The organism is Streptomyces sp. R41 (assembly GCF_041053055.1).
Taxonomy (GTDB): domain Bacteria; phylum Actinomycetota; class Actinomycetes; order Streptomycetales; family Streptomycetaceae; genus Streptomyces.
The window spans coordinates 8,067,481-8,083,350 of sequence record NZ_CP163443.1 but is presented as its reverse complement, the minus strand read 5'-3'; the positions used below and the strand labels follow the sequence as shown (position 1 = coordinate 8,083,350).

Annotated in this window: 12 protein-coding genes and 1 pseudogene; 4 read left to right on the top strand and 9 right to left on the bottom strand. The window is 71.7% G+C overall.

Features of this window, described 5'->3' with window-relative positions; translation table 11 throughout:
* Nucleotides 1–192: 192 nt before the first annotated feature.
* The 3 genes from AB5J53_RS36775 to AB5J53_RS36765 form a co-directional block, all read right to left on the bottom strand.
* Nucleotides 193–1,134, bottom strand: coding sequence for an aminoglycoside phosphotransferase family protein (locus AB5J53_RS36775; RefSeq protein WP_369249913.1), 942 nt, complete (start codon nucleotides 1,132–1,134; stop codon nucleotides 193–195).
* Between the two features lie 57 nt (nucleotides 1,135–1,191).
* Entirely contained in the window at nucleotides 1,192–2,313 is a 1,122-nt protein-coding gene (locus tag AB5J53_RS36770; RefSeq protein ID WP_369249912.1) for an aminopeptidase P family protein, read from the bottom strand.
* A gap of 95 nt (nucleotides 2,314–2,408) precedes the next feature.
* Nucleotides 2,409–3,029: a LysE family translocator gene (locus AB5J53_RS36765; RefSeq protein ID WP_369249911.1), complete on the bottom strand. Its 621-nt coding sequence runs from the start codon at nucleotides 3,027–3,029 to the stop codon at nucleotides 2,409–2,411.
* Between the two features lie 158 nt (nucleotides 3,030–3,187).
* On the opposite strand from AB5J53_RS36765, the gene AB5J53_RS36760 reads away from it, so the two are divergent.
* Nucleotides 3,188–3,940, top strand: a complete 753-nt coding sequence (locus AB5J53_RS36760) for a phosphodiesterase (RefSeq protein ID WP_369249910.1) — start codon at nucleotides 3,188–3,190, stop codon at nucleotides 3,938–3,940.
* 27 nt (nucleotides 3,941–3,967) lie between these two features.
* On the opposite strand, the gene AB5J53_RS36755 is transcribed toward AB5J53_RS36760, so the two are convergent.
* Nucleotides 3,968–4,588 (bottom strand): PDZ domain-containing protein, encoded by a 621-nt coding sequence (locus AB5J53_RS36755; protein WP_369249909.1) that lies wholly within the window; start codon nucleotides 4,586–4,588, stop codon nucleotides 3,968–3,970.
* A gap of 92 nt (nucleotides 4,589–4,680) precedes the next feature.
* Nucleotides 4,681–5,547, bottom strand: a complete 867-nt coding sequence (locus AB5J53_RS36750; protein WP_369249908.1) for a LysR family transcriptional regulator — start codon at nucleotides 5,545–5,547, stop codon at nucleotides 4,681–4,683.
* Nucleotides 5,548–5,642: 95 nt separating this feature from the next.
* Here AB5J53_RS36750 and AB5J53_RS36745 point away from each other — a divergent pair, with 95 nt between their 5' ends.
* Nucleotides 5,643–6,416, top strand: a complete 774-nt coding sequence (locus tag AB5J53_RS36745; protein ID WP_369249907.1) for a hypothetical protein — start codon at nucleotides 5,643–5,645, stop codon at nucleotides 6,414–6,416.
* A gap of 281 nt (nucleotides 6,417–6,697) precedes the next feature.
* On the opposite strand, the gene cyc2 is transcribed toward AB5J53_RS36745, so the two are convergent.
* A complete protein-coding gene (gene cyc2 / locus AB5J53_RS36740) occupies nucleotides 6,698–8,905 on the bottom strand; it encodes a germacradienol/geosmin synthase Cyc2 (RefSeq protein ID WP_369249906.1) in 2,208 nt (735 codons plus the stop codon).
* A gap of 466 nt (nucleotides 8,906–9,371) precedes the next feature.
* Nucleotides 9,372–10,427 (bottom strand): TIGR03619 family F420-dependent LLM class oxidoreductase, encoded by a 1,056-nt coding sequence (locus tag AB5J53_RS36735; RefSeq protein ID WP_369249905.1) that lies wholly within the window; start codon nucleotides 10,425–10,427, stop codon nucleotides 9,372–9,374.
* A gap of 117 nt (nucleotides 10,428–10,544) precedes the next feature.
* Between AB5J53_RS36735 and AB5J53_RS36730 the strand changes: the two are divergent.
* Both AB5J53_RS36730 and AB5J53_RS36725 read left to right on the top strand, forming a co-directional pair.
* A pseudogene (locus AB5J53_RS36730) lies at nucleotides 10,545–11,312 on the top strand (alpha/beta fold hydrolase); the annotation flags it as partial.
* Nucleotides 11,313–11,488: 176 nt separating this feature from the next.
* The gene (locus tag AB5J53_RS36725; RefSeq protein WP_369249904.1) at nucleotides 11,489–12,757 is read left to right on the top strand and encodes a cytochrome P450; all 1,269 of its coding nucleotides are present in this window, start codon (nucleotides 11,489–11,491) and stop codon (nucleotides 12,755–12,757) included.
* A gap of 4 nt (nucleotides 12,758–12,761) precedes the next feature.
* On the opposite strand, the gene AB5J53_RS36720 is transcribed toward AB5J53_RS36725, so the two are convergent.
* The gene (locus tag AB5J53_RS36720; RefSeq protein ID WP_369249903.1) at nucleotides 12,762–13,940 is read right to left on the bottom strand and encodes a damage-control phosphatase ARMT1 family protein; all 1,179 of its coding nucleotides are present in this window, start codon (nucleotides 13,938–13,940) and stop codon (nucleotides 12,762–12,764) included.
* 89 nt (nucleotides 13,941–14,029) lie between these two features.
* Complete coding sequence (locus tag AB5J53_RS36715) at nucleotides 14,030–15,829, bottom strand: S8 family serine peptidase (protein WP_369249902.1); 1,800 nt, start codon at nucleotides 15,827–15,829, stop codon at nucleotides 14,030–14,032.
* Between the last annotated feature and the right edge of the window lie 41 nt (nucleotides 15,830–15,870).

The following is a 15,870-nucleotide window of genomic DNA, read 5'->3' as shown; positions in this document are numbered from 1 at the left end:
CGCTTACGCAATCGTATGCGCAATCGTTTACGCAAAGGCTTGCGTTAAACGCTTGCGTAAGCGTTTACGCCTCCCGACAGGACGTGGCGTTGAGCCGGCCCCGGGCGGACAAGACGCGGCACGGCACGGCGTGACATGACGAGGCGTGACATGACAAGTCGAGACACATCCCGCGCGTCCGCGCCCCCTCGCCTACGGCGTCTCGTCCAGCCCGTCCCGCAGATCGGTGACCCGTTCCAGCAGGATCGCCTCCCAGGCGCGGCGCAATTGTGTCTCCAGCAGCGTGACGGGGCTGTCGGCACGGCCCTGAAGGCGGTCGGCGAGGCGGATCACGGTGTCGCACCGGGCCAGCCACAGGCCGCGCAGGCAGGGGCGGGCACCGTAGCCGGCGAGGGTGGCGGCGCGTACGGCCGCGGGGGCGCCGACGGCGATCGCGAGCCCGGCGATGTCCTCGGCGGGGTCGCCGATCACCGCGTCGGTCCAGTCGAGGACGCCGCGCACCCGGCCGTCGGCGCTGACCACGAGGTGTTCGCCCTTGAGGTCGTGGTGCACGAGGATCGCGGCGGCGGGCTGCGCGGCGAGCTGGACAGCCGCGGGCGCGGTGAGCTGGGCCAGGCGGGCGGGGTCGAACTCGTCGGCGGCTGCGAGTTCCTCGGCGGCGTGCGCGGCGGCCGTCCGCAGCGCCTCCAGGGAGCGCGGCGCGGCGCGCGGGACGCCGAGCGTCTCGGCCTGGCGCACGGGCACTTCGCGCAGCCCCGTGAGCAGTCCCGCCAGGTCCGCCTCACCGACGGCCGAGACGGCCTGCTCCTCGCCGCAGGCGCCGGGCAGCCTGGTGTCCAGGGTGTAGCTGAGTCCGCTCGCCCATTCGCCGTGCGCGACGCTCACCGGGACCGCGACTCCGATGTGCGGGCGGATCAGATCGCGCAGCCGCAGTTCGCGACGCTGGCGTACGGAGTCGTCGCGATCCTGGGCGAGCCGGAGCACATGGCGCGTGCCGACCCACCAGGTGGAGTGCTCGCCGCCCTCGGCGACGGGCCGGACGTCGGGTCCCGCGCCCGCCGCAGCGCCGTCGGCGAGCAGCGAACGGACCAGTCGGCGGACGGTGTCCGCGGTCGGTGTCGGTGCCTGGGTCATGGTCGCGCCGTTGTCGTTGGGGGCGTTGGGGCCTTGGGGGATGCTCCCGCTGGTCGGTCAGTCGACGATCACCAGCTCGCGGGAGGTGGTGTTGAGGCGGCGTCCGCCGTCCTCGGTCACCGTCACGATGTCCTCGATGCGCACCCCGAAGCGGCCGGGCAGATAGATGCCGGGCTCCACGGAGAAGCACATTCCGGGTACGAGGGGCTGCTGTTCGCCCTCGATCATGTACGGCGGTTCATGGGTGGTGACGCCGATGCCGTGCCCGGTGCGGTGGATGAAGTACTCGCCGTACCCGGCCTCGGTGATGACCGCGCGGGCCGCCCGGTCGACGTCCTGGCAGGCGACTCCGGGCCGCACCGCACGGAAGCCCGCATCCTGGGCCGCGCGCACGATGTCGTGCACCTTGCGCTCCTCGTCGTCCGGTTCGCCGACGTGGACCGTGCGGGAGGTGTCGGAGCCGTAGCCGTCCTTGAGGCCGCCGAAGTCCAGGACGACCATGTCGCCGCGCTGGATGACGCGGTCCTCGGCCTCGTGGTGCGGGTTGGCGCCGTTCGGCCCCGACGCGACGATCGTGAAGTCGACCTGGGAGTGGCCGAACCGGCGCAGCAGATCGGCGACGTCGGCGGCCACGTCGGCCTCCCTGCGGCCGGCGAAGGGAACCTTCCGGATCTCCTCGAACGTTGCGTCCGCGGCCGCTCCCGCGGCCGCCAACCGCTCCAGTTCCGCCGCGTCCTTGACGGCCCGCAGCATCGGCAGGGCCTCGGTGAGGGCAACGTGGCGCGTGTCCGGCAGCCGCTTCTGGAGCCCGAGCAGATGCAGGGCCCAGGCGTTGTCGCTGACTCCGAAGCGCCCCTTGGTGGCAACGAGGGACGCTGTCGCCTCGTACGGGTCCTGGCCGTCGGTCCAGTCGCGGAGAGTCAGGGCGGGCGCGCCGATCGCCTTGGCCGCGTCGGGCGCCTCCAGAGTGGGCACGACCAGGACCGGGTCCTGTCCGGCCCTCAGCACCAGCAGAGTGAGCCGCTCGGTCTCCACCGGCCGATACCCCGTCAGCCAGACCAGATCAGGCCCTGGCGCCACCAGGACGCCTTCGAGGCCGGCGTCCGCGGCGGCTTCGGCCGCGCGCCGCATACGGGCCTCGTAGTCACCGGCGGTGAAGGGCGCGGGCGTGCCGGTCATCCATGCCTCCGTCTGTCCGGAGTTCCCCAGGGGGCTACGGGCAGCATCCTGCCCTTCCGGTGAGGCGCGCGCGAGCCGGTTACCGACGCCGCGTGTCAGCTCTCCAGGGCGAGGCGGGCGCCCAGGAGCAGCAGTACGCCTCCGGAGACCTGCTCCAGGCGCCGGCGTACGCCGGTCCGGGACAGTACGGCCTTCATCCGGCCGACGAACCACACGTACAGGCCGTAGTAGCCGACCTCGTAGACCGCCCAGAGCGCGGCGAGACCGACCATGGTGGGCAGATGCGGGGCGCCCTCGGGCACGAACTGCGGCAGGAAGGACATCGCGAAGATGGCCGCCTTCGGGTTGGCGAGGTTGAGCAGCAGCCCGCCCCGGTAGGAGGCCCAGCCGCTCTTCTCCGCATCCTCCCAGCCGCCGTCCACGGCTCCCTTGGAGCGGTGCGCCTGCCACAGCGTCTGGACGCCGAAGGCGACGAGCACGGCGGCGCCGACGATCCGCATGACGTCGTACGCCATCTCGGAGGCGGCGAGCAGTGCGGTGAGGCCGAACGCGGCGACGACGCCCCAGATGAAGACGCCGGTCTCGTTGCCGAGCACGGTGAGGAAGCCGGATCGCCTGCTGCGCAGCGACCGCTTGATGATCAGCACGGTGCTCGGGCCGGGCGATGCGGCGATCAGAGTGCAGGCGCCGAGGAAGGCGAGAAGGGTGCTCAGCATGCGGTCATCGTGACGTGCCGTCTTCCGTGCGGCCAGCCCTTTTCCGGTTTCGTGCGGCGCGTCCCTTTCCGGCCGCCCGCCTAACGGTTGATCGTTGCCTCGCCATTAAAGCAAATGCTTAGATGAACATATTCCATTAGGCCGACGAGGGGATGAGCATGCTCGTACTGGCGCACATCAGCGATCTTCATCTGGACGGGACGGCGCGGGCCACGGAGCGCGCCGAGCGGGTGCGCGATCGGCTGTGGGGGCTGTCCGAAACAGTGGACGCACTCCTTGTGACCGGGGACATCGCGGACCACGGCACGGAGGCGGAGTACGAGGAGGCGGCCCGCATGTTCGGACTGCACGACTCCAAGGCCCCCTTCCCCGTACTGACCTGCCCGGGCAACCACGACAGCCGCGCGCCCTACCGCAAGGCGCTGCTCGGGCAGCCCGCGGCCGACGGGCCGGTCAACAGCGTCCACGTCTTCGACGACGCGGCCGTGCTGATGTGCGACTCCAGCATTCCGGGCCGGGACGAGGGAGAATTCGACGAGGAGACATACGCCTGGATCGAGGCGACGCTGGACGAACTGGACGGCGACCTTCCGGCACTGCTCGCCTTCCACCACCCGCCGGTCGCACTGCACCACCCACTGCCGGACGCCTGCCGGCTGCGCCCACCGCGTTCCCTGGCCGCGTTGTTGGAGCGCAGGCCCGAGGTCGTCGGGCTCATCACCGGCCACGCGCACACGCCCGCGGCCACCACCTTCGCCGGCCGGCCGCTCGTCGTCGGCCCCGGTGTGACCTGGACGCTGCGGCTGCCCTGGGAGGGCGCCGGGGCCGCGGACCGGGACGCTCCTCCTGGATTCGCGTTTCATGTGCTGGACGACGAGGGGCGGTTGGTCAGCCACTTCAGGGTCGCATGACGGGGCATTTGCAAGTCTCGCCTGACGTCACGTCACGACCCCTGGAACCGTGGACAGTTGCTGGTAGCCGCCGTTCGCGTGCCGCACCCTCAGGGTGAACGTCGTCCCGGGGTGCGCGGCCGCGACCGCGCGCGCGAGGTCGGCCGCCGATTCGATCCGGCTCTCGCCGAAGGCCAGCAGGACGTCGCCACGGACCAGGCCCGCCGTGTAGCCCGGGCCGGGGATGTGGACACCGACGACCAGGGCGCCCGCGCCCTTGGGGGCGTCGACGGCCTCGACGCCGAGGGTGGCCTTCACAGATTCCTTGGGCTCCTTCGAAGGGCTCGAACTCCCCGTTCCGGAAGCGGACTTGGAGCCGCCGGCCTGCGGCACACCGGAGGTCCGCCCCGGTTGCCCCGCGGCCCCCGGCGCCCCGGCCTGCTTCTGAAGATCCGCCAGCTTGCTCATGCCGATCACCGTGGCGCCCACGGTGCCGAGTCCGACGCCCGACAGGACCAGCACGGTCCCGACGAACAGGCCAAAGAGCAGACTCATCAACCGCCTGCCGCGCCGCCGCGCGGCGTGCGGGCGCCGGGGGCTGCCGGACGGACGGCCGCCGCCCGGCTCCTGACCGGGCATCGGCTTGGGACGCAACGCGGTCTGTTCCATGGATCGCCTCCGGCAGATGCTCTACGGACCGCCTCCGGCTCTTGCTCTACCCGGCGCCCCGGCGCGCGACGATTCACGAACGAGTGAGACTGTCAAGCGCGTTCGAGAAGTTTGTCCGCCATTGTCGCCGCGGCTCCCCGCAGCGTTCCGCCGTGCACCAGCTCCGTACGGTGCACGACGCGGGGCGCCACGAGCGGGACGGCCACCGCTCCCGGCACGCCGGTGGCCGCCGTGCGCGGCAGCAGGGTCAGGCCGTGTCCCGCGGCCGCCAGGGCGGTGAGGGTACGGATGTCGGTGCCCTCGTAGCGCAGGGCCGGACGGAAGCCGCCGCTGCCGTTCGCGGCACGGAGGTGGTCCAGCGGCAGGCCCGCGCCGGGGGCGTCCAGCCAGCGGGCGTCGACGAGGTCGCCGAGGCGCAGCCCCGTGCGCCGGGCGAGCGGATGTGATGCGGGCAGCAGGACGCAGACCGGCTCCTCGCCCACGCCGTGCGTGGTCAGCGGCGCCACGTCGGGCAGCCGGAGGGGGTCGCTCGGCGCGGCCAGCCCGTCAACGAGACCCAGGTCCGCGGTGCCGGTGGCGACCGCCTCGGGGATGTCGTCGCGGGCCAGTACGCGCAGGGTCACGCCGGCGGCGGGGAGCGCCGCGAGGGGGCGCGGACCGAGCGCGGTCGGTGCGGCGGCGAGGGTCAGCCCGTGCTCGGGCGCGGCCGCCATCCGGGCGACGTCTGCGCGGGCCGCGTCCAGGCGCAGCAGCAGCGGTCCCGCGTGTTCGAGCAGTCGCTCGCCCGCGGCGGTGGGCGCGACCGGACGCCGGGTGAGCAGGGGCGCGCCGAGGTCCTGCTCCAGCGCGGCGATGTGCTGGGAGACCGCGGACTGGGTGTAGCCGAGCTCGCGCGCGGCCTCCGAGAAGGACGCGAACCGGGCCACGGTGACGTACGTACGCAGGAGATGCGGATCCATGCCCTCCAGGATCGCGCACGTCATCAGCATTGCTTATCGAGAGTGCAGAAATCATCGTTGGACGTGAACCACGAGGCGCGCCCAGGATGAACGGCATGACCACGAACGCGGAACAGACCGCCCGCACGGCCCACTCCGCCCACACCGCACAGACCGCCCGGATCGCCCTGGTCGGCGACCGCTCCCCGAACGTCGTCTCGCACACCCGCGTCCCACTCCTCCTCGACGCTCTCGCCGCCCGCGACCGGATCGTCCTGGACGCCTACTGGATTCCGTCCGAGGACGCCGAGGACGAGGAGGCGGTACGCGGCTTCGACGCCGTGTGGGTGCTGCCCGGCAGCCCGTACCGCAGTGAGGCGGGAGTCCTCACGGCCATCCGCACCGCCCGCGAGGACGGCGTCCCGCTCCTCGGTACCTGCGGCGGTTTCCAGCACGCCCTGCTGGAGTACGCCCGCAATGTGTGCGGTCTCACCGGGGTTGCGCACGCCGAGAACGACCCCGACGCCGACGACTTCCTCATCGAGCCGCTCGCCTGTTCACTTGTGGGCCACGAGGCCACCGTCACGGTCGAGCCCGGCTCGCTCGCCCAGTCGGTGATCGGCTTCGAGCGGACGGTCGAGCGCTACTTCTGCGCGTACGGGCCCTCCCGCCACCTCGACACCCTGCGCGCGCACGGGCTGCGCTTCAGCGGACACGACGAGGACGGACACGTCCGGATCGCCGAACTCCCCGGCCACCCGTTCTATCTGGCCACCCTCTTCCAGCCGGAGCTGTCCGGGGACGGCTCGCGCCCGCACCCGATCGTGCGGGCACTGGCCCGAGCCGCCGTCGCGCACGCGGCCGTCGCGCGCTTGGGCCGGCCCGTGTGACCACGGGCGCATGCCGACTCTCGCCCGGATGGAGCGGGAGGCGGGCGAACTCCCGGCGGCCGTAGGCGCGCTGAGGCTTCTGCGCGACGCACTGGCCAAGCCCTGGGACGACACGCTGCCGCACTGGAGGGGGCACTCGGCTCGGCGCGCCCATGGTCGGGGAACACCAGGATCCGGCCCGCGCCGCCGAGGCCGACGCGTCGCTCGCGGCGGAGGTCCGCGAGGTCACCGAGGCCGCCGCGGCGCTCCTCGCGGAACTTTCCGAGGCGGCCCGACCAGTGTCAGACAGCGGCAGGAGAGCCCGGTCGGACAGCAGCCGACACCGGAGCCCCCGGCCAGGTGAACGGCAGCGCGGGCACCTGGTCCGGTACGAAGCCGTGGAAGCGCCGGGCCAGGTCCGCCGCGCCATAGCGATGGCAGTCCTGGTGCCACTTCAGGATCCCGGCCATCCAGTTCTGCAGCTCCACGACATAGCCCTCCATGATCCCACGCACCTCCTGCGAGAGCTTGAAGTCCTCGTACAGGATGGGCAGTTCATGGGCGGCGACGTGCTCGAACTGCTGCATGCGCTGGGTCATCAGGTCGTGGATGATGCCGAGCGCGGTCGGGTAGTCGCAGCCGAAGAAGTTCTGCACGACGAGGATGCCGTTGTGGACCTCGCCCTCGTACTCGATCTCCTTCTGGTACGAGAAGACGTCGTTCATGAGCATCCCGTAGTCGACGGCGGCGTTCTCCAACGACCGGACGGGGCCGCTGCGGTAGACCTCGGGCGGGACCTTCGGGCCGTGGCCCAGGCGGCACAGGCCCATGGTGAGGTCGGCGCCGAAGGTGGCGCGGCGCATCTCCAGGTAGTCGATGGGGTCGGGGATGCGATGCTGGATCTGGTTGGACAGCTCCCACAGCCAGCTCTCCGTCATCACGTCCACCGCGGCCCGCAGCGTGCGCCGCTCGTCCGGGGTCATCTCCGCGGTGGTGCGCTGCCACAGGTCGAGGAGTCCGTGCTCCATGCCGTTGACCGGGACGGGGGTCTCCTCGCCGTCGACGGGCATGCAGGCCGACAGGCGTGCGGTGGTCAGCTTGGCGGCGGCCAGGTCGCGGCGGTTGCCGAAGACGAGCGGGTAGTAGTCGTCGCCGTAGGTGCCCCAGGCCAGCCACTGGGAGCCGAGGTCGAGGGCCTCCGCCGTCGCGTCGGGGTGGAGGCCGGCCGCGCACAGCGGCAGGTCGTAGGCGGCGAGTTTGTCCTCGTCCCAGACGCCCTCCTGGAGCATGCCCATGGCGTGCATCCAGTCGGTGAGGCGGCCCCGTGCGCCCGGCAGATGCGGGCTGAGTGTCACCTCGAACGGCATGTAGAAGTCGGGGAGTCGGGACGGTCCGACCTTCTGGAAGGGGACGTGAGTGTACGAGCGCAGGCGCTCGGCCCCGGCCGCGGAGAGCAGGGCGCCGACGTCCACGGCGGAGGTGCCGAACCCGCCGACGCCGAACGGCCGCTCGCCCTCCAGCGCCCCCTCGTTCATGTAGCGGCTGGATCGCATGTGCCACTCGTGGCCGCCCGACTGCCAGTCCTGCAGGCCCTGCGTGTACGCGGCGACCGCCGCGACCTCGTCCGGGGTGAGCCCCGTCTCCACGGCCAGCGCGGGCACTTCGGTGAGCGCCGTGTGCTCGAACTGGTGGAGGCGTGAGGTGAGGATGTCGTTGACGGTGTCGGCGGCCTCCTGGGTGGTGCAGCCGAAGAAGGTCTCCAGGACGAGGATGCCGTTGCTGAGCTCGCCCTCGTCCTCGACCTCCCGCTGGTAGGAGAAGAGGTCGTTGCGCAGATGCACACCGTCGGAGAAGGTCTCCATCAGCACGCGCAAGGGCCGGGATCCGGCGGCGGAGGCCGGCACTTCGGCGGTCGCGTACTCGACGAGCCCCGCCGACCAGGGGGCGCCGCCCACCTTGCGGCGCATCTCGATGTACTCGACGGGGTTGGCGATCCGCCCTTCGTTGATGTTGGAGAGCTCCCACAGCGACTCGTTGAGCAGATGCTCGGTGGAGACGGCGAACCGCTCGCGCCAGGCCATCGACATCGAGGGCACCGTGCGCGCCCACAGGTCGGCGAGGCCCGCCTCGACCGGATTCTCCGGCTCCGGTACGGGGGTTGCGAGGTCCAGCGGCATGAAGAGCGGCAGCCTGTCCAGGTAGGCCTTGCCGCCGTCGCGGTCCTGGCTGCGTTTGAAGGTCTCCAGGAAGTGGTCGTCGAAGAAGAACACCCACACGTACCAGTCGGTGATCAGCGAGAGTGCGGGCCCGTCGCAGTCGGGGTGCGTGTACGCGCACAGCAGGCCGTAGTCGTGCGCGTCGAGGTCGGACTGTTCCCAGATGCCGGAGCCCTCCAGCATGCCCATTCCGCGGGCCCACTCGACCGAATGGGCCCGCGCCTCGTCGAGATGCGGGTTCAGCCGCGCGGGATACGGCATGTAGAAGTGCGGGAGTTCGAACGGCTGCGTCATGGCCGGGCCCTACCCATGGCCCTCCGGCGACATCCACCTGCCGGGACATGATCACACCATCGCGTGAATCCACCCGCGTTCGATGCGTGAAGGCGAGGTGTACAGGCAACGGCCGCCAGGTCACCGGCTTTTGGCCGGTCGTGCGGCCGCACCTGTGAGTTCCCGCCACCCCTTGTGACGCCCACGTCTACGCGCGCAGACTACGGGAGTTCACATGTCCCACTCCGTCATCCTGCTCCTCAGTCGTCCTGTCCCCCTCAGTCGTCCGGCAGGACGTACGGGTGGGGTGACCGTGGGGGGATTTCGCCCCCTCCGCCCCTACCCGTCCCGTCCCTGGGGGCTGCGCCCCCAGACCCCCCTAAAAGATCGCGCAGTTCCCCGCGCCCCTGAAGAGGGGCGCGGGGAACTGCGCGACAAGCACCCACCGGGTGGGGGCGGAGGGAGCGACAAAGCCTTGCCCTCGCCCTCAGGTCCCCGCCAGCACCTCCTCCGCCACCCACGCCAGCGCATCCGGCAGCGCCTCCGTGGCCACCGGAAGCCAGAGCGAGCAGGAGGAGAGCCCGGCCTCCTCCAGGAGCGCGAGCTCGTGGCGGACGCTGTCGGCGGTGGCACGTTCGCCGCCGAGGGGCCGCCACGGCAGGTCGACCGCGGGCGAGAATCCCGGCGGCAGCAGCAACGCACCCGACGTCAGCGTCAGGGTGTCCGGATCCCGGCCGGCATCCTTGCCGAGCACGGCGAGCCGTTCGCGCACGTCGGCGAGGCCGGCCGCGTCGACGGCCGAGCCGTGCCATCCGTCGCCGTACCGCAACACCCTGCGCAGAGCCGCGTCGCTCTGACCGCCGATCCACACCTCGGGCCCCCCGGCGGTGCGCGGCCGCACCCCGAGCCGCATCCCGTCGGCCCGGTCCTCCCACAACTCCCGCATGACGGCGAGCTGTTCGTCCATCCGCTTGCCGCGCCCGCCGAACGGCGCCCCCACGGCGGCGAACTCCGCGGTGTCCCAGCCGGTGCCGACACCGAGGGTGAAGCGGCCTCGCGAGAGGCGGTCGAGCGTGGCGGCCTGGTGGGCGAGCACGACGGGGTTGTAGAGCGGCAGGATCAGGACGCTGGTCACCACCCGGATCCGGTCCGTGGCGCCCGCGATCGCCGACAGCAGCACCAGCGGGTCGGGGGTCACCCCGAGGTCGCCGGCGAGCACGTGGCTGCCGGCCATGAGGTGGTCGAAGCCCAGCCGCTCGGCGGTCCGGGCGGTCTCCAGGACCCCGTCCAGCTCGCTCTCCCGCCCGGGCCACAGCCGGTGCGGTCCCACTCCGATCCGCATACCCTCAGCTCCTCTCGCCCACATCCGACACAGGTCCTCGCCCGTCCCGACGCGCCGGTCCAGCTCGTCGAGCCGGTCGGCAAAAGTCTTCAACGCACTCTGCCACAGCGGGAGTTGAGCGAACGGCTCGCCCAGGCATCCGCCACCGGGCGGCTCGCGGCTGTCGCCGACGGTCAGGCCCGACACCAGTGTCAGCGGCAAGGTCCCGGGATTCCACGGACACGCCAGGGGCGTGTCGCGGACGTTTCCGCGCGCGCCTCGCGGACGTGTCCTCGCGCGCCCCTTGCCGACCCGGATCCGCCCGGTCACCGTGGTCGCATGACCTCCTTCGTGCTCCCTCATGAAGTGCACGGCGACGGCGCCCACAAGGTGTTCGCCGTGCACGGCTGGTTCGCCGATCGGTCCGCTTACGCGGCGGTGCTGCCGGATCTGGACCGCGCCGCATTCCAGTACGCGCTGGTCGATCTGCGCGGCTACGGGGAGGCGAAGGACGCGGTCGGCGCGTACACGACCGCCGAGGCGGCGGCCGATCTCGTCGAGTTGGCGGACCGGCTCGGCTGGGAGCGGTTCTCGGTGATCGGTCACTCGATGGGCGGCGCCGTCGCCCAACGTCTGCCTGCGCTCGCCCCGGACCGGCTGCGCCGCCTGGTCGGCGTCTCTCCGGTGCCCGCGTCGGGGCTCCCGATGCCGGCGGACCAGTGGGAACTCTTCGCCGACGCCGCGCACAAGCCGGGGAACCGGCGCGCCATCATCGACTTCACGACCGGCGGCCGCCGCCCGGCCATCTGGCTGGACCGGATGGTGGCCCGCTCGCTCGCCGTCAGCGAGGCGAAGGCGTTCCGAGCCTGGCTGGACTCCTGGGCCGGGGAGGACTTCCACACCGAGGTCGAGGGGACGAGGGTGCCGGCGCTGGCCGTGACGGGCGCGCTGGATCCCGCGCTCTCGACGGCCCTGCTGCGGGAGACCTGGCTGAGCTGGTACCCCCACGGTGAGGTGCACGAACTGCCCGGCGCGGGCCACTACGCGATGGACGAGACCCCGCTGGAGCTGATTCGCGTGGTGGAGGACTTCCTGCGCGCGGACGACGCGAGCGCGCCCACGACTGGACGCGAGAACGACACGAGCGCACCCACGGCCGGGCGTACGCACGACTCCGGCGCGCCGACCGCCGGGCATACGCACGACCCCGGCGCACCCACCGCCCGGCGCGCGGACGGTGCGGACGCACCCACGGCCGGGCCCACCGGGGAGGGCGACCACGCGTGAGCCTCGCACGAGAGACCGCGCCACCCGTGCCGGACGTCTTCGATCCACGGCGGTACGCCGACGGGGTCCCCCACGCCGCGTACCGCACCCTCCGCGACCATCACCCCGTGGCCTGGCAGGAGGAGCCCGAGGTGCTCGGCTGGCCGGCGGGGCCGGGGTTCTGGGCGGTGACCCGGCACGCGGACGTCGTCCGGGTTCTCAAGGACTCGGCGGTGTATTCGTCGCACCTCGGAGCGACCCAGATCCGCGATCCGGATCCGGACGACCTGCCGTTCATCCGGCGCATGATGCTCAATCAGGACCCGCCTGGACACGGCCGGTTGAGGCGACTGGTCAGCCGTGCGTTCACACCGCGCCGCGTCGACCGCTTCGAGTCGGTGGCGCGCGAACGGGCTCGTACGCTGCTCGGGCGGGCGGTGGAAGAGGCTCGCGCGGGGGACGGGGCCTGCGACCTCGTCGCCGCCGTCACCGACGACTACGCCCTGCTCAACCTCGCGGACCTGCTCGGCGTGCCGGAACGCGACCGGCAGCTGCTGCTGCACTGGACGCAGCGGGTCATCGGCTACCAGGACCCCGACGAGGCGGGCGAGCCCGTGCTCGACGCGCGGGGCCGGCCTGTCAATCCGCGCTCCCCTGCGAGGCTGCGGGACATGTTCGGGTACGCGCACGAGTTGGCCGTCCACAAGAAGAGCCATCCCGGCGACGACGTGATGACCACCCTCGCGACGGACCCCGAACTCGCCCCGGCCGAGCTGGAGATGTTCTTCTTCCTGCTCACTGTCGCGGGCAACGACACCGTACGCAGTGCGGCTCCCGGGGGCCTGCTGGCGCTGGCGGAACACCCGGACGCGTACGACGGACTGCGCACGGGCCGCTTCCCACTCGGCACCGCCGTCGACGAGCTGCTGCGCCGGCATCCTCCCGTGCTCAGCTTCCGCCGCACCGCGGCCGTCGACACCGAGCTGGCCGGGCAGCGCATCCACGCGGGCGACAAGGTGGTCGTCTTCCACGCCTCGGCCAACCACGACGAGCGCGTCTTCACCGACCCGCACCGGCTCGATCTCGCCCGGACCCCGAACCCCCACGTCTCCTTCGGCGACGGCCCGCACATCTGCCTGGGCGCCCACTTCGCCCGGCTGCAGCTGCGCGTGCTCTACGAGGAGACGCTGCGAGCCCTGCCCTCGCTGCGAACCGCCGGGCCTCCCCGACGCCTCGTCTCGAATTTCATCAACGGTCTCAAGTCACTTCCGGTGCACATGACTTGAGAGTTCATGACCTCACCTGGATCAGCGCGTGCGTTCCGCTCGTGCGCCAGCGCTCTTCCTCCGCGGCGACGAGTGCGGACTCGGTGCGGGGGTCGAGGCCGACGATCACGTCGGACTTGAGGGTGCGCAGGGCGGCCACCGGGCCGGGGAAGTACGCGGTGGGGACGGCGAAGGGTGTGGTGGCGGGCCATCGCCGGTCGCCGATGAGACGGCGGTAGTTCAGGTCGCCCTTCATGATCGTCACATCGGCCTCGGCGAACTCCTGGCGGAGGTCGTCGGGCATGTCGGCGTACGGAAATGGGGCGCAGGAGAAGGGGTGGGCCCGCACCGCGAGGCGGCCGTCGGTCATGGCCGACCAGAGGCGGTGGCCGGACTCACCCGCCGATCCCTTCGCCGCTGTGAGGCGGCGCAGCGCGTCGAGCACGTCGGCGGTCGTGGCGTCGGAGACGTAGTACGGGTACGGCTTGATGTGCAGGACGGCCCGCTCGACGCGGTGGTGGAGGAGAAGATGGTCGATGAGGAGCAGGTCGGGGATGAGTTCCCGGCCCGCGTTGTCCGCGACCAGACAGAGGGTGCCCCCGGCGAACAACGACCGCAGCAACTCGCTGTCGTTTGCCATCAGTTGGGAATCGACCGCCGGTTCGCCCTCCTTGGCGGCCAGGCGGAAGCCGAGGTCCGCGCGGTTGCCCCACAGTGAGCCGTGCAGCAGCGCCTGCTCCTGGTCCTGGACCGGCCGCCCCGCGAGGTCGTCGAGCGCGGCGAGTTCCTCGTCGGCCTCCGGGGTGTCGAGTTCGGCGAGCTTGAAGGGGCGGAAGGGGTCGATGCCCTTCCAGGGGCCGGGGACGAAGTACCGGACGGATTCGAGGAGTTGGCGGTACCAGTAGCTCTCGGCCCACAGGAAGGGCACGTCGAACCAGGATCGCCCGAAGTACTCCTGCCCCCACGCCTCCCACTGTTCCCGGTCCGCCGCCTGCGGGCCGAGCGGTTCGATGACGCCCTCGGTGCTGCTCCTGAGCAGGGTGTCGAGCGCGCGGTGCTGTTCGGGGCCGTACGGGAAGGCGTCCCGCACCTTCCGGATGAGCGCCGGATGCCGCTCGGCGAGCACGCTCCAGGGGAACGAGCCCACCGTGTCGCTGAGGATCACGGGCGCGTCAGCGGGAGCCGGGGCTGAGGATTCGGGCATGCGGCTCACCGTACCGGCCGAGCAGAAGGGGCCGGCCGACACATGTGCGCGTCGGCCGGCCCCTCCCCCCGTAAAGCTCAACCGGTCTGCTAGAAGGTCAGCTTCCAGCTGTTGAGCGTGCCGGTGTCCTGCGCGGCCACGTCCTGGACGCGGAGCTTCCAGGTGCCGTTGGCCGTCTCGCTGGAGGCGTCGACGGTGTAGGTGGCGCTGACGTTGTCCGCGGAGTCCGAGCCGCTGGAGGACTTCAGGCGGTACGTAGAACCGTCGGGCGCGACCAGGTCGATGACGAGGTCACCGCGGTAGGTGTGGGTGATGTCGACGCCGACCTGGAGGGCGGAGGGCGCGTTGCCGCTGCGGCCGCTGACGGCGATCGACGACTCGACGGCGGAGCTGGCGTCCGGGATCGACAGGGCGGTGGTGTTGGAGAAGGTGGTGCCACCGGTCGAGCCGCCGCTCGACGCCACCGCCTGGACGGTCTTGGTCGCGTCCGCGAGTCCCGCGCCGCAGCCGCCGGAGCAAGTGCCCGGCAGGGCACGGGCGTTGGTCTTGATGGCCGACTCGATCTGCGCCGGGGTCAGCGACGGGTTCGCCGACTTCATCAGCGCCACGAGGCCGACGATGTGCGGGGTGGCCATGCTGGTGCCCTGGTAGTACGCGTACGACTCCGAAGACGGAGTCTTCGTACCGGAGTTGAGCGTGGAAAGGATGCCGTTGGCGGTGCCGGTGCTCATCTCTCCGCCGGGGGCCGCGATGTCGACGATCGAGCCGTAGTTGGAGTACGAGGCCCGGGAGCCGGTACGGCCGGTGGCGGCGACGGTGATGACGTTGCTGCAGCTCGCCGGGGAGTACTTGGAGGCGTTGTCGTTGTCGTTGCCCGCGGCCACGACGACCGTCGTACCGCGGTTCACGGCGGCGTTGATGGCGCTCTGGGTGGCGGAGGTGCAGGCACCGGAGCCGCCGAGGCTCATGTTGATGACCTTGGCGACATTGGTGTTGGCCGGGACGCCGGAGACGCTGCCGCCGGACGCCCAGGTGATGGCGTCGATGATGTCGGAGTCGTAGCCCCCGCACTTGCCGAGTACGCGCAGCGGGGAGATCTTCGCGTTGTACGCGATGCCCGCGACACCCTTGCTGTTGTTGGTGACCGCGGCGATGGTGCCGGCCACGTGGGTGCCGTGCCAGGACGAGCTGCTGGAGCCGGTGCCCGCGCCGCACTCGTCGGTCGCGTACCAGTCGCCCGGGTCGGCGGGGTTGCTGTCGCGCCCGTCGCCGTCGACCGAGACGGCCGTGTCGGAGATGAAGTCGTAGCCGCCGACGATGTTCGCGGCGACGTCGGAGTGCGTGACGTAACCGGTGTCGATGACGGCGACGGTCACGCCGCTGCCGGTGGAGGTGGACCAGGCACCCGGGACACGCATGCCCGCCGTGGATTCGAACAGGTCCCACTGCTTGGCGTACTCGGTGTCGTTCGGGTCGGCCTGCGGCTTGTTGAGGCGGTCCGGTACGACGTAGGCGACCTGCGGGTCGGCCTGGTACTGCGCGATGACGTCGGCGACGTCCGCCTTCTTGAGCTCGGCGCCGAGGTCGACCAGGGCCGCGCCGGTGCCGAGACGGCGCTGGAAGTCGAGGTCCTCGCCGGCCTTCTCGCCCTTGGCCCGGGCGTCGGCGTCGGCGGCCTTGTTGGACTTGGCCTCGGGGGCGCCGGACTTGTAGCCGACGATCAGACGCTCGGCCGGCGCGGCGGCCGCCGGCGCGGCGGGGGTGACCCGCACGGCCTCGGTGGACGGCTGGGCGGCCACCGTGGTGGTCATTCCGGCCAGCAGCGCGGCGGATATCGCGGCGACGGACAGCAGCTTCCGTCTGGCATCGCGGGAGGGGGAGGGACGCAAGGGCTTGCCTTTCGTGGCCGGCTCCGGGCAGCGCGGTGCCA